General features: G+C 65.3%; 14 protein-coding genes. 8 read left to right on the top strand and 6 right to left on the bottom strand.

The genetic code is table 11. The features are described from left to right. Positions 1 to 30: 30 nt before the first annotated feature. From H290_RS28005 to H290_RS0106905, 4 genes are all read left to right on the top strand, one after another. A complete protein-coding gene (locus H290_RS28005) occupies positions 31 to 957 on the top strand; it encodes a hypothetical protein (protein ID WP_020106054.1) in 927 nt (308 codons plus the stop codon). Continuing rightward, entirely contained in the window at positions 950 to 1,516 is a 567-nt protein-coding gene (gene pyrE, locus H290_RS0106915) for an orotate phosphoribosyltransferase (protein ID WP_020106053.1), read from the top strand. The genes H290_RS28005 and pyrE overlap by 8 nt, the downstream gene beginning before the upstream one ends. Further along, positions 1,517 to 2,176, top strand: coding sequence for an RNA methyltransferase (locus tag H290_RS0106910; protein ID WP_020106052.1), 660 nt, complete (start codon positions 1,517 to 1,519; stop codon positions 2,174 to 2,176). Positions 2,177 to 2,347: 171 nt separating this feature from the next. Continuing rightward, positions 2,348 to 4,219: an alpha/beta hydrolase gene (locus H290_RS0106905; RefSeq protein ID WP_369758768.1), complete on the top strand. Its 1,872-nt coding sequence runs from the start codon at positions 2,348 to 2,350 to the stop codon at positions 4,217 to 4,219. Between the two features lie 12 nt (positions 4,220 to 4,231). On the opposite strand, the gene H290_RS28000 is transcribed toward H290_RS0106905, so the two are convergent. Continuing rightward, complete coding sequence (locus tag H290_RS28000) at positions 4,232 to 4,816, bottom strand: hypothetical protein (RefSeq protein ID WP_020106050.1); 585 nt, start codon at positions 4,814 to 4,816, stop codon at positions 4,232 to 4,234. Positions 4,817 to 5,260: 444 nt separating this feature from the next. Continuing rightward, positions 5,261 to 5,980, bottom strand: a complete 720-nt coding sequence (locus tag H290_RS0106895; protein WP_020106048.1) for a DedA family protein — start codon at positions 5,978 to 5,980, stop codon at positions 5,261 to 5,263. A gap of 118 nt (positions 5,981 to 6,098) precedes the next feature. Here H290_RS0106895 and fbaA point away from each other — a divergent pair, with 118 nt between their 5' ends. Continuing rightward, positions 6,099 to 7,136, top strand: a complete 1,038-nt coding sequence (fbaA, locus tag H290_RS0106890) for a class II fructose-bisphosphate aldolase (protein ID WP_020106047.1) — start codon at positions 6,099 to 6,101, stop codon at positions 7,134 to 7,136. Positions 7,137 to 7,160: 24 nt separating this feature from the next. Here the strand turns inward: fbaA and H290_RS31055 are convergent, their stop codons facing one another. Beyond that, the gene (locus H290_RS31055; protein WP_155976726.1) at positions 7,161 to 7,766 is read right to left on the bottom strand and encodes a hypothetical protein; all 606 of its coding nucleotides are present in this window, start codon (positions 7,764 to 7,766) and stop codon (positions 7,161 to 7,163) included. A 52-nt stretch (positions 7,767 to 7,818) separates the two neighbouring features. Further along, positions 7,819 to 9,189, bottom strand: coding sequence for a DUF4878 domain-containing protein (locus tag H290_RS0106880; RefSeq protein ID WP_196809510.1), 1,371 nt, complete (start codon positions 9,187 to 9,189; stop codon positions 7,819 to 7,821). Positions 9,190 to 9,383: 194 nt separating this feature from the next. Between H290_RS0106880 and H290_RS0106875 the strand changes: the two genes are divergently transcribed. From H290_RS0106875 to H290_RS0106865, 3 genes are all read left to right on the top strand, one after another. After that, positions 9,384 to 9,800, top strand: coding sequence for a DUF3151 domain-containing protein (locus H290_RS0106875; RefSeq protein ID WP_020106044.1), 417 nt, complete (start codon positions 9,384 to 9,386; stop codon positions 9,798 to 9,800). Beyond that, a complete protein-coding gene (locus H290_RS0106870; RefSeq protein ID WP_020106043.1) occupies positions 9,763 to 10,929 on the top strand; it encodes an aromatic acid exporter family protein in 1,167 nt (388 codons plus the stop codon). The genes H290_RS0106875 and H290_RS0106870 overlap by 38 nt, the downstream gene beginning before the upstream one ends. Before the next feature lie 85 nt (positions 10,930 to 11,014). Then, positions 11,015 to 11,935, top strand: coding sequence for a cation diffusion facilitator family transporter (locus H290_RS0106865; RefSeq protein WP_231373523.1), 921 nt, complete (start codon positions 11,015 to 11,017; stop codon positions 11,933 to 11,935). Positions 11,936 to 12,033: 98 nt separating this feature from the next. On the opposite strand, the gene H290_RS0106860 is transcribed toward H290_RS0106865, so the two are convergent. Both H290_RS0106860 and H290_RS0106855 read right to left on the bottom strand, forming a co-directional pair. Continuing rightward, entirely contained in the window at positions 12,034 to 12,822 is a 789-nt protein-coding gene (locus H290_RS0106860; RefSeq protein WP_020106041.1) for a site-2 protease family protein, read from the bottom strand. Continuing rightward, positions 12,819 to 13,493: a hypothetical protein gene (locus H290_RS0106855; protein WP_231373522.1), complete on the bottom strand. Its 675-nt coding sequence runs from the start codon at positions 13,491 to 13,493 to the stop codon at positions 12,819 to 12,821. The genes H290_RS0106860 and H290_RS0106855 overlap by 4 nt, the downstream gene beginning before the upstream one ends. Between the last annotated feature and the right edge of the window lie 103 nt (positions 13,494 to 13,596).

Genomic DNA, 13,596 nt, shown 5'->3' with positions numbered 1-13,596 from the left:
ATCGCAGACCCCACGGTAAGCTGAGCCGTGATGACTGCCGTCTACTTCTTGATCGCCGCCGTGGCGCTGGCCGGTGCCGTAACCCTGCTGTGGCTCGATCGTAAGCGCACCACCGGTGTCCGTCAGGAACGCGCGATCTGGGGCGACCAGCACGGGTTCACGTACCGTGCAACCGATCCCGACCTCAAGACCGAGTTCGTCCGGGCCGGAATGGATGTCCCCGACCACATCGAGGTCCAGGATGTCGCGTACGGCACCTACTACGGCGAGGAGACCCTTGTCTTCGACCTCGCCGAGACGGCCACCATCGTTGCGATCCGCCGGACCACGGCGTCCAACGTGATCATCGATGTGCGGCACGAAAAGACCCTCGCCCCGGCCGAACCCGATGTCGAGTTGCTCGGCGCGATGGGTAGCCGGGTGATGTTCTCGAGCCACCTCGATGTGGCCCGTCGGGTCTGCGATCGGCGCATGGTGGCACTGGCCACCAACGCACCCGACTACATCCAGATCCTGTGGAACGAAGGCGCCTGGTCGCTGGGATCGATGCCGATCACCAACGATCCCGAGCGTCTCGACATCGCCCTGGAAACCGTGCGCCGCTTCACCGATCTGCTGCGGGTCCTCCCGCCGGCCGTCGATCCGCAGGGCGCACCCGACCCGCGCGATCCGTCCAGCCCGACCGGGCGCTCCCGCCGCGGACTTGCCGAGCCCCGCACCGAGAGCATCCGTCGCGAAGACCTTCCGCAGCGGGCACCGGTCCGGCCGGCCGGACCAGAAGGTGGATCTCACGCCCGCGACTCCGGCCCGGTCCGCCGGTCGCCGGTACCTCCGGTCGGCAGCGACCACGCCGGGCGCAGCGCGGTCCCACCGGTCCGCTCGTCGGGCCAGATTCCTCGCCAGCCGGGTCCACCCGGAAGCGCACCACCCCGCCGACCTGGAGGACCCGTTGACTGACCCTGCCGCCCCCGAGATCGTTCCCGCCGGCGGGCGCCTGCGGTTGGCCGAATTGGTGAAAGAGCTTGCGGTGGTGCACGGCAAGGTCACCTTGTCATCCGGCGCCGAAGCCAACTACTACGTCGATCTGCGCCGTGCCACGCTGCACCACGAGGCCTCCGCGCTCATCGGGGCACTCCTGCGGGAGCTGACCGCAGACTGGGATTATGTTGCGGCCGGCGGACTCACCCTGGGTGCAGACCCGGTGGCAACCGCGATCATGCATGCCTCGGGTCGCCCGATCAATTCATTTGTGGTCCGCAAAGCGGCCAAAGCGCATGGCATGCAACGGCAGATCGAAGGCCCGGACATCGTCGGTCAGCGGGTGCTCGTTGTCGAGGACACGACTACAACCGGTAACTCACCGCTGACCGCCGTGCGCGCACTGCGTGATGCGGGCGCGATCGTGGTGGGCGTGGCGACAGTGGTCGACCGCAACACCGGCGCCGACGCGATCATCGCGGCCGAGGGCGTGGAGTACCGGTCGCTGCTGGGTCTGAGCGACATCGGCCTGGCCTGAGTGGCCGAGGAAGCCGGCCCGACAGAGTGGGGCGAACCGGCAGTCGGAGTCGGTCCCTGGACCGACGAACACGGCACCGAACCACCCACCGATCCGCGGTACGACCCGGAGTTGCTCGCTGCCGGTGATCGGCGCAATGTGGTTGACGCGTACCGCTATTGGACCCGTGAGGCGATTATCGCCGATCTCGACACCCGCCGGCATCCGTTTCATGTGGCCATCGAGAACTTCGGTCACGACGGCAACATCGGCACCGTCGTCCGTACTGCCAACGCGTTCATGGCGCAGTCCGTCCACATCGTCGGTCGTCGCCGCTGGAATCGACGCGGTGCGATGGTGACCGACCGCTATCAGCATGTGCTGCACCATGAGTCGGTGCACGATCTGATGGTCTGGGCTCGGGAGAACCAGTTGTCGGTGGTGGCCGTCGACAACACTCCGGGCTCCGTACCGATCGAAACCGCTGACCTGCCTCGTGAATGTGTACTGCTGTTCGGCCAAGAAGGCCCCGGTGTCAGTGCCGACGCCCAGGAGCAGGCCGACCTGACCGTGTCGATCGCACAGTTCGGGTCGACACGCTCCATCAACGCCGGTGTCGCGGCAGGCATCGCGATGCACGCGTGGATCAGCCGGCATGCCGATCTGGGTCAGGCCTGGTGATCGCGTGATGCATACACTTACCTCCCGCGGATCCTTTGATCCTGTTTGAATGACTTCGGATCGTCGCGGCCCGATGCCGGGCCCACGTCGATCCCGGTTGTGGGTGTGCGCCGCACCTGCAGTTCGGCAAGGGACTTTTTCAAATCAGGGGCGTACCTGAGAAAGACGGAGATGAACGAGTTCCCCGAGCAGTCGTCAACCCGACCGCCGTCCGACGGCAAACCGTCCGGCGACGATCCGGCCGACGTCAAGCCTCCCGTGGAGTCTTCGACCGACGCCGAGGCGGCTGACCGAGACCACGCCGGAAAGCATTCGGATGACACACCGGTCGAGGACAAGGCCGGCGGCGAGGAACCAGAGAAGGAAAGGTTCCATCGAATCCGGGGGTGGCTCAGCAGGTTCGAGCCCGTCGGACTGGTGTTCGGGCTCTTCTTCTACGCGTTTTCGATGTCCCCGTCGTTGCTACCGCGGCAGTGGAATCTGCAGGCGGTCGCGACCGGCATCAGTGTTGCGACCGGCTACGGCATCGGCGTCCTGTTTGTCTGGATCTTCCGCAAGTGCGGGCTGACCCGCGAGTGGTCGGATACCTGGAAACGCATCGGGTGGTACTTGATTGCGCTGGCCGCGTTGATCGTGTTGCCCCTGTTCCTTTTCCTCGGCTCGTGGTGGCAGGACATCACCCGCGAGCTGGTCGGGGTCGAACCGGGCAGCAACTGGGACTACCTCGGAGTGTTCGTAGTCGGTTTGGTGGTCTTTCTGCTGTGCCTGTACCTCGGCCGTGGTCTTCGCGCGCTGGGGCACCTTCTCTACAAGTTGATCAGCCGATTCCTTCCGCCCCCGGTTTCGATCGGCATCAGCGCTCTGGTGGTCGTGGTGTTGCTCGCGCTCACGGTCGATGGGCTGGTCACCACGGGGGTCGCCAAGGTCGCCAACGGTACGGCCAAGGTGGATGACGAAGGAACAGCGGAAGGCGTGGTGCAGCCGACCGAAACGGAGCGTTCGGGTTCCGCGGCGTCGTTGGAGAGCTGGGACTCGCTCGGCCGCGAGGGGCGAACTTTCGTTGACGGTGGGCCGCGTCGGCAGCAGATCGCCGAAGTGACCGGGAAGCCCGCGCAGGAGCCGATCCGGGTGTACGCCGGTCGTGCATCGGTTGATGACAGCGGATTCGAAGAGGGTCAGGCGACGGTGGATGCGCTCGCTGAAGGTGTCGTGGCCGAGCTCGATCGAACCGGCGCATTCAGCCGCGACTACCTGGCTGTGGTCACCACCACCGGTCGGGGATGGGTCAACCAGGATGTCGCGTCATCTCTGGAATACCTCGCCGGTGGCAACTCGGCGATCGCCGCCATGCAGTATTCCTTCCTGCCCAGCCCGCTGGCGTTCATCGCGGACCGGGAAACGCCCCGGTTGGCGGGCCGAGCATTGTTCGAAGCGGTGTACAAGCGCTGGAGTAGCTTTCCGGAGAATGATCGGCCCAAACTCCTGGTATTCGGAGAATCGCTGGGTTCCTACGGTGCGCAGGATGCGTTCTCCGGCGCCCAGGACATGATCGCCCGCACCGATGGGGCGTTGTTCGTCGGAACGCCCAACTTCACCGAGCAGTGGCGGCAGATCACCGATTCGCGTGATCCCGGCAGCCCCGAGATCCTGCCCGTCATCTACGACGGAGAGAACGTCCGGTTCGCCTCATCGCCTGAAGACCTCACGGCCGAAGGGTTGGGGGAGTGGGAGGAGCCGCGGATCGTCTACTGGCAGCACCCGAGTGACCCCATCGTGTGGTGGTCGCCGGATCTGTTGCTGCACAAACCCGATTGGCTCGACGAACCACGCGGCGAGGATGTCGACAAAGGCATGACGTGGATCCCGTTCGTCACGTTCTGGCAGGTCACCCTCGACCAGGTATTTTCTACGAATGTCCCGAACGGGCACGGGCATTCTTATGGTCCCGAAGCGGTGTACATGTGGAATCAGATACTCGATCTGAACGACCAGGCACTCTCGGATCGGATCTACGTGGCCCTCGAAGAGGGCGGAGAGGGCTGACTCCCGCAGCCGCTACCGCTGCAGGCTTTTCGACCGGATGCCGGGGTTGTAGTGCCGGTGTTCGGACGGAAAGCCTGCACGGGCGGGATCAGATGATGCCGCCGTCGCGGTGTATTTGCCTTTTCCGTCGAACTCGCCGATCACCCTGCCCTTCCAGTCGAAGTCGGCGCGGGCCAGGAACACGCCGCCGGACGACCAGAACTCATGCTGCAGACGCGGCAGCGGTATGTCGCCCATCTCGATCATCCGGGCCCGGCTGATCGATTCGCCGACGCTCTCTGATTTTCCGTCCGCGTATCCGAGTGCATTGCGGAACGTGGTGACACCCGGACTGCCGGAGAGGCGATCGACCTGCACGAGCAGGTCGCCGCGGTTGAGGCCGAGACGTAGACCGCAATCGAGCACCACAAGCGCTTCGGCGAAGTCGCCGGCGCAGGCCAGATCGGCGACGGTTCGCGCCATCGACGTGACCCGAATCGGTCCGAACTCGACGATATCGTCACGTTCGAGTCTGCCGTGATGTTTGTAGACGCCGGTGGTCATCTCGGCACCGCGGTCGACGATGTAGTGGACGTGCCGGTACTGCCGGCCCGGCATATCGATTCCGTGGAGGAGTGCTGCGGATTGATGGCTCAGGACACGGCGACCTGGTGCGCCGACACGTCCCGATCACTCGGCGTAGATAGCGCTGTTCGGGGGTGAGGTCGTGGGCAGGCGGCATGTAGACACCGCGGACCACACGTTCAAGGTCACCACCACGGACCGCGCGTCGAAGATCGGCGTCCGTGCCGGTGTTCGTTTCCACCAGCCGCGCACGATGGATGAGTTCGAGTTCATCGAAGGGGTCCATGCCCTGATACTCGAGCCCTGGCGCCCGGCGAACGCCTCGCGAGTGGCGGAATCAGGGCAACTGTGGGATCGGTACGAGACTGTGGATAGATCGCCAAAGCCAGTTCCGTGCAGGTTTACCGAGCGGACACCGGTACTGCAACACCGGTATCCGGTTGGAAAGCCTGCGGCGGCGCGGGCGCAGGGGCGGGACTAGCTGGCTGTGTCGGAGGCCTTGGGTGCCGGTTCGGTCTCGGCCGGGGCTTCCGAGGCACGCTTGCGGCGACGGTAGGCCTCCCACACCATCGGCAGGATCGACAACAGGACGATGGCGATGAAGATCGGTTCGATCAGCTTCTGGACGATCTCGAACCCGCCGAGCCAGTAGCCGAGCAGGGTGATGCCGCAGCCCCAGACGATCGCTCCGACCACGTTGTAGATGAAGAACACGCGGAACTTCATCGCGGCAGCTCCGGCGACGATCGGTGCCAGGGTCCGGACGATCGGAACGAACCGGGCCAGGAAGATCGTGATCGGGCCGTGCTTCTCGAAGAACTCGTGGGCCTCGTCGATGTAGCGCTTCTTGAGGAACCGGGCGTCGGGCTTGAACATCGCGGTGCCGGCGTAGCGGCCGATCCAGTAACCGATCTGTCCGCCGATGATCGCGAAGAGCGGGATGAGGATCATCAGCTGCCACAGGGTGGCGAAGTCGTCGACGCCTTCCTTGCCGCCGGCGGCAACGACCATGCCCGCCGTGAACAGCAGGGAATCACCGGGAAGCACCGGGAACAGGACGCCCGACTCGATTAGGATGACCGCCAGAAGGCCCGCCAAAGCCCAGCCCCCGAACCATCCCAACAGGGTGACGGGGTCCAGGAATCCGGGCATCAAAGCAACATTTGTCGTGGTCTGGGCCAACGCAGTCTCGATCACAGGACCCAAGGGTACCGGGTGTCCGATTCCCGATCCGGGAACCGGCCTCCGGCAGTGTGATGAGGTCCTTGCAATACTTGTATCCGAGACGACCCTGACACTTGCAGCTGGAGGACCTATGCCCATCGCAACCCCCGAACAATATGCACAGATGCTCAATGCGGCGAAGGAAGGCGGTTTCGCGTTCCCCGCGATCAACTGCACCTCGTCGAACAGCATCAACGCCGCGATCAAGGGATTCGCCGACGCCGGCAGTGACGGAATCATCCAGTTCTCGACCGGTGGTGCCGAGTTCGGTTCGGGCCTGGGTATCAAGGACATGGTCACCGGCGCCGTCGCGCTCGCCGAGTTCGCGCACGTTGTCGCCGAGAAATACAACGTTGTGGTCGCGCTGCACACCGACCACTGCCCCAAGGACAAGCTCGACACCTACGTCCGCCCGCTGATCGAGATCTCGCAGGCACGCGTCGACGCCGGTAAGAACCCGCTGTTCCAGTCGCACATGTGGGACGGCAGCGCCGTGCCGCTCGAGGAGAACCTCGAAATCGCCAAGGAGCTGCTCGCCAAGGCCGCGGCCGCCAAGATCGTCCTCGAGATCGAGATCGGCGTTGTCGGTGGTGAAGAGGACGGTGTCGAGAACGAGATCAACGACAAGCTGTTCACCACGGCCGAAGACTTCGAAGCCACCATCGAGGCACTCGGTGCCGGTGACACGGGCAACCGCTACCTGCTGGCCGCGACGTTCGGCAACGTCCACGGCGTCTACAAGCCCGGCAACGTGAAGCTGCGCCCCGAGGTTCTCAAGATCGGTCAGGAAGTCGCCGTCAAGAAGCTGGGTCTGTCCGATGACGCCAAGCCGTTCGACTTCGTCTTCCACGGTGGATCGGGCTCGCTCAAGAGCGAGATCGAAGAGTCGCTGGGCTACGGCGTCATCAAGATGAACGTCGACACCGACACCCAGTACGCCTTCACCCGCCCGATCGCCGGCCACATGCTGGAGAACTACGACGGCGTCCTGAAGATCGACGGCGAGGTCGGCAACAAGAAGTTCTACGACCCGCGCAACTACCTGAAGAAGGCCGAAGCGTCGATGAGCGAGCGCGTCGTCGAGGCCTGCAACGACCTCAAGTCGACCGGCAAGTCGATCCTGGGCTGATAACGCCCCACATCAGTCCGACATTCAGAGCATCAGTCCGACGAGGACTGCGAGCGCCAGCAAGATCAACGCAGCGGCTGCACAGACGACCGAGGTATCAACCCGGTTGTGCGGCCGCTGTGTTGTTGTGGTCATCCGAACCGCACTGGGCTCGACGTCCGCGGGCCGGTAAGCAGGCTGCGGGTTGTGTCGGACCGCCGGATACGGCTGGTTGGGATACCCCGGGTGATATGGCTGGGCGTGATTGGGCTGGGCGTGATTGGGCTGGGCGTGATTGGGCTGGGCGGGGTACGGCGTCGCTGAGTAGGCGGCAGGTGGCGCGTAGGTGCCGGGCCGCGGTGACGCCGCCGGTGGCCGGTGGAACTGGGCCGTCTGTGCTGGGTTCGGTGCCGGCGGCGCCTGGAGTCGACGCTCCGGCACCGGTGGCGTATGGAGCCGACGCTCCGGCACCGGTGGGGCGGCGTGCCTGGCCGCGGGCACCGGCGCAGTGGTAGCGCGTGAAGTGTCCACGTCAGTTCGTTCCGGGTGCCCCGGCTGTGGAGGAGTCGACGGCATGGCCGTGGTCGGGGTGTTCACCAAGCGGTGTTCGGCGGGCGTCTGCACCGATGGCCGATCTTGCGATGAGGGCACCTGAGAAAGCCTAGCGTCGAAGGGTGGCAGGTATACGGGCGTTCGCCGGACATCAGGCCTTGCAGACTTTCCATTCACCGTCGATCTTGCTGAGCGTCAACGCGACATCGAGTTTGTCGTTGGGCGTTGCGGTCTTGTATGCGATGACTTCGACCACTGCGCCGTTGCCGTCGTCGATGATCTTGGACGCCTTGACCCCGTCAACACCCACGAGCTCGTTGTTGGCTTTCTGGACCTGATGATCTGCGGCGAACTCCTGGTCGGACATCGTGGTGAATCGCTGCTGGGCCTCACCGCAGGTGATCGCGCGGAGGACAACGATGTTGCCGTCCTGCAACGCGGTCACGTATTCGAGTGCGCGGTCGGCTGCGACATCTGCAGGTGGAACCTCGGCTTCTTCGTCGCCACCGGCCACCAGGACCACCACCACGACAACTGCCGCGATGATCGCGATCAGTGCAGCAAGTGAAATCCACAGGCCTTTCCGGGACTTCTTCGGTGCGCTTTCCGGCGGTCGAGTTTGCGGGTTCCCGCCGCCGGCTGGAATATATTGCGGCGCAGCAGCTTCGGCCTTCCAATTTCCGGCGCGGGCGGCTGTCGGAGCCTGCGATGCCGCCACCGCCACCGGCGCGGCCTTGCTGATGTCGATCTTCTCGGTGGCCGCTTCCGATCCGGTATCGATTCGCTCGGTGGCCTTGTCGTCGGCCGGGGATCCGGCGGGCGTGAGGACCGCAGGTGCCGGGGTGGGGGTCACCGCAGCGAAGCGGGTGGTTACTTCGTCGTCGAAGTCCGCGGTGGGCGCCGGGGTTGTGACCGGCTCCTCTTCGACCGGTTCGGCGTCGTCGGTGTTGTCCGCGGTATCGGCGCTCTCGGTCTCAGGAGCTTCGGCCTCGGGCACTTCGCTCTCGTCGACTTCGCTCTCATCGACTTCGGCAGCTTCAACCTCTGGGGCTTCAACTTCGGCAGCTTCAGTTTCGGCAGCTTCGGCGGCTTCGTCTACCTCTGCGGCTTCGACGTCTTCCGCCTCGACGTCAGCCGCGTCGGCATCAGCCGGATCGTCGGTGGTGTCGGCATCGGTGGCCACCGGGTCGGTCTCCTCGGCATCCTGAGCCTCGGCAGCCGGCGTCTCGGTGTCGGGTTCCTGCGTGTGGGGAGCCGCGTCCCCAGGCTCGGTGTCTTCAGCCTCGGCATTCTCAACTGCGACCTCCGGGGCTTCTGCCGTGGTGATCGGCTTGGTCACCCCGGCGGCTGCGGTGGTGTCGTCCGAAGGCACGTCAGTCGACTCGTCTGCCTGCGCGGCCGGTCGCTCGTCCGCGCCCTCCGGGCGTCGCTCGAGGCGGTTGGGTGGCTCGGTCGGCGCCGGAGCTGCCGGTTCGTACTTTTCCTCGCGACGCTTACGGAACGACGAGAACGTCCGGTTCACGAAAGAACTACCTTCATCGTCAGGATGTGACATCCACCCAGCCCTGTCCCTAGACCGACAACTGATTTCAGCGCGCAGGACCGGTCGACAACTCGATCACGAATTCCCCCGCGCAGCGCTGCGATCACCCTATCGAACCGGCGGGCAGGTGGACGGGTCGACCGGTTCGGAGGCAGAGCTGCGACAATGAACCGATGACGTCGTTCGGAGATCTTCTCGGCCCCCAACCCACCCTGTTGACCGGAGATGACGAGGCAGAATCGGACCTGCTGAACGGGGCCGATCCGGCTGCCGTCGCCGCAGCACATCCCACTGCTTCGATCGCCTGGGCCTATCTGGCCGAGGCATCCATCAACGAGGGCGCAACCATCACCGCGTACGCCTACGCGCGCACCGGCTACCACCGCGGACTCGACCAGCTCCGTCGCCACGGGTGGAAGGGATTCGGCCCGGTGCCGTGGCGCCACGAGCCGAACCAGGGATTCCTGCGGTGCGTCGGAGTCCTGGCGCGGGCGGCGCAGTCGATCGGTGAGGAAGACGAGTACCTCCGTTGTCTCGACCTGCTCAACGAAAGTGACCCCGCAGCCGCCGGCGAGCTCGGGCTCGCCTGAACATGACGCCAAGCGGGGGCGTCGACTGATCGGCCGGATCCGGATCGACCGGAGTCGGGTCCCCGCACGCCTGCGCGCGCCGTTGCATCGCTTGCGGGTGTCCATCGTGCCGGTGCTGCAGTGTGCGCTGGGCGCGGGTCTGGCGTGGTGGATCGCCACCGAGATCTTCGGGCACACGCACCCGTTCTTCGCGCCGATCGCCGCGGTGATCTCCCTCGGCCTGTCGGCGGGCCGGCGATGGCGCCGTGCGCTCGAGGTGGCCGCCGGTGTCACCGTCGGTGTGGCCGTCGGTGACCTGATCATCTCGGTGATCGGATCCGGAACCTGGCAGATCATGGTCGTGGTCGCCATCGCGATGTCCGCGGCAGTCCTCGTCGACAAGGGGCAGCTGGTTCCGATTCAGGCGGCGAGTTCGGCGGTGCTGGTGGCCACTCTGCTGCCGCCCGGCGGCGTCGAAGGCTTCAACCGGATGATCGACGCATTCACCGGCGGTGTGGTGGCGATCGTTGTCATCGCGCTCATGCCGACGCATCCAGTGCTGCGAGCGCGACGCGACGCCGCGGACGTGCTCGCCACGATCGCCGACGTTCTGTCGGACGTGGCCGGTGGCCTGCGACAGATGGACCAGGATCGGGTGCGTTCGGCACTGGAACATGCGCGCGGGACCCAGTCCGGCATCGACGAGATGCGGACGGACCTCTCCGGCGGCAAGGAGATCAGCAAGATATCCCCGCTGCACTGGGCGAATCACTCACGGTTCGACCGGTTGGCGGCGGTGGCGGACCCGCTCGACAACGCCGTTCGCAATGTCCGGGTGCTCGCCCGTCGTGCGGCCGGGGCCGTCGAGAACGGGGAACCGATCCAGCCCGAGATCATCGAATTGGTCGCCGACCTCGGGCATGCCTCATATGTGCTCAACGACATGATGCTCGCCGACCCGGGACAGTCGCCGGATCAGGCTGACGGGGCGCGGGTACTTCGGAGCATCGCCCGCCGGTCGGGTAAGAGTCTGGTCGCCGACAGCGGACTCACCGAGACCGTGATCCTGGCGCAGGTCCGGTCGACACTGGTTGACCTGTTGATGGTCTGTGGCCTGACCAGGGTTTCGGCGATGGCCACCTTGCGATGATCCGCACTCTTGCAACACATGCGTAAGCGTGCATATATTGGGATCCGGCTGCTCTAGCCGTATTCGTCGATTGAGGGGGACGCCGGTGGGCCATTCGCACAGCCATTCCGGCCATGGCCACGTACCCGGCGTGACGGGGGAGCATCGCAGAATCTGGCCCATGGTCGTCGGGGCCGTCATCATCTCGGTCTTCTTCGTCCTCGAGATCACCGTCGGCGTGATGGTGAACTCGCTGGCACTGATCGCCGACTCGGGGCACATGGCCACCGACGTCGTGGCGATGCTGATGGGGCTCGGAGCGCTGCTGCTGGCCCGCCACAGCACAGCTGACGACGTGAAGACGTTCGGCTGGCATCGCGCCGAGGTCTTCACCGCCGTCGCCAACGCGATCCTGCTGATGGGTGTCGCGGTCTACGTCATCTACGAGGCAATCGAGCGCATCGGCACCGACCCCGACGTCCCGGGGCTGACGCTGGTGATCGTCGCCCTGATCGGACTGGCCGCCAACGTCGTCGTGATGATGCTGCTGCGCAGCGACTCCAAGGGGAGCATCGCAGTGCGTGGGGCGTACACGGAAGTCCTCGCAGACGCGGTGGGTTCGGTCGGCGTCCTGATTGCCGGCATTGTCACCATGACCACCAACTGGCCATACGCCGACCTCGTGGTCGCGGTTCTGATCGCCCTGTGGGTGGCGCCCAGGGCCATCCGGTTGGCCCTCGATGCCATGCGCATCCTCGCGCAGCAGGCCCCGCAACACGTTGACGTGGACAAGATCCGGGGAGAACTCGTCGACATCGACGGTGTCACCGACGTCCACGACCTGCACGTCTGGACCCTCACGACCGGCATGGATGTGGCGACAGTGCACGTGACCGCCACCGCCGACAACGCGACCGTCCTGCTCGCGGCCCGGGAGATACTCGAAGCCCACGGACTCGATCACGCCACCATCCAGGTCGATCCCGCCGGGATGCAGGAGAACTGCCACAAGAAGATCACCTGGTAACCACTCCTCCCCGACGCCCGAGGATGTGGTGTTATGGCGGTGCCCACCTGGGGTTTTGCTCGCCATAAGGCCACATCATCGGTGTGGGGGGGCGGGGGCTAGCGCCAGAAGACGAAGAGGTGCCAGCCCCAGGAGGCCAAAGCCCGGTCGGCTCCGCCCAATTCGAAGAGTCCGTAGACGATGTCGAAGAAGATCCGGTTCAGGGCGGGGATGAACAGCAGGACAAAAATCAGTAGAAAGCCGTACTGCGCAATCGGTTCGATCGATCGCCGGGTCTGCGCCGAGAGGTACGGCTCGATGATCCCGTAGCCGTCGAGGCCGGGGATCGGGAGCAGATTCAGCAGTGCCGCGGTGATCTGGAGGATCGCCAGCATCGACAGCGCCGACCAGAAGTTGAGTTCCGGCAGCAGCGCGAACAGATCCTGGTTGCCGATCACCACCAGCAGCACCCCGCCCAGCACGATATTCGTCAGTGGTCCTGCAGCCGAGACAAGGCTGCGCTGGGCTTTCGTGAATCCCGACTGGTTGATGTACACCGCGCCACCGGGAAATCCGATGCCGCCCAAGATGATGAACAACAGTGGCAGGACAAGTGACAGTCCCGGGTGGGCGTACTTGAGGGGATTGAGCGTCAGGTAGCCACGCAGTTCGGCTCCGTGGTCACCGAACCTGAATGCGGTTACGGCATGGGCGAACTCGTGCAGGCACAACGAGATGACCCAACCGCCCATCACCATGAGCAGCGTGCCGAAGATCGCCGTCGGCGTCCGTTCACCGCCGGCGTTCCACAGGATCACACCGCCGATGGCCGTGGCCGCGACCACGGCGAGAAACACCGGTCCGGGCCGGACTGCGCGGGCGACGGCCCCGATTGTTCCCGGGGTCACGGCCGCACCAGATGCCAGTTCTGTTGATGGCGGTAGAACGTCGACCGCTTGGTCGGCCGGGGCGAGGTGATGCCATCGCGCTCGACGATCAGTTGCCGGGCGCCGGTCTGGGCGGCCCGGCCGACATGCCAGCGCGAGCGGAAGCGTTTGTCCAGACGTGCGCGTACGCCCGGCATCTCGGCGGTCGGTTCGACGACCACGGCCTTCGCCTTGCCGCGGAGCAGCAGAGTGCTGTCCACGTAGCTCTCGCCGTCCAGGTCGCCGTCGATGCCACGCTGGCGGGCCGTACCGATCAACACGATGGCCATGTCGTCGCGGATCAGCGGTACCTCGACGGCGGATCCGTCGGTTGCCAAAGCGACGGCGGCGGATCCGGTCGGCAGCCCGTAGACGCCGGAGGCCGGAGTCGGGAACGGCAGGACGAGGGCGACCTCGACATCGAGCCGCTCGAGCAGCATCAACCGGCTGATCACCGCGGCGCAGAACGCGTCCGGCAATTCGGGTCCCGCGACCACGATCAGGCGGGTGACTTCGGGATCGGACAGTGCCGAGTTCAGGGCGGCGATGATCGGGCCGCGCTCGCGGACCGTGCGCATGATCTCCAGGCCCGCCGGGATCAGCTCGCCGGACGCAGATGTTTCTGCGATCACCCGTACTTCTGCAGGTCGCACTCGGTCCTCGCTCACACTCGGTGGACCAACCCTGTCCCACGTCCGTTGTCCCACGCAGGCTCTCACATGCGTTCCTCTGCGCGATCCTACTGATCGGAGGCAG

The organism is Nocardia sp. 348MFTsu5.1 (assembly GCF_000383535.1).
GTDB classification, from domain to species: domain Bacteria; phylum Actinomycetota; class Actinomycetes; order Mycobacteriales; family Mycobacteriaceae; genus Williamsia; species Williamsia faeni.
Note: the sequence above shows the minus strand (reverse complement) of the source record. Positions and strands in the feature narration are given on the sequence as shown.

Coding starts and splice junctions, on each gene's coding strand:
- H290_RS28005 (WP_020106054.1), top strand. CDS start 31: ATGACTGCCGTCTACTTCTTGATCGCCGCCGTGGCGCTGGCCGGTGCC.
- H290_RS0106905 (WP_369758768.1), top strand. CDS start 2,348: ATGAACGAGTTCCCCGAGCAGTCGTCAACCCGACCGCCGTCCGACGGC.
- H290_RS28000 (WP_020106050.1), bottom strand. CDS start 4,816: ATGCCGGGCCGGCAGTACCGGCACGTCCACTACATCGTCGACCGCGGT.
- fbaA (WP_020106047.1), top strand. CDS start 6,099: ATGCCCATCGCAACCCCCGAACAATATGCACAGATGCTCAATGCGGCG.
- H290_RS0106875 (WP_020106044.1), top strand. CDS start 9,384: ATGACGTCGTTCGGAGATCTTCTCGGCCCCCAACCCACCCTGTTGACC.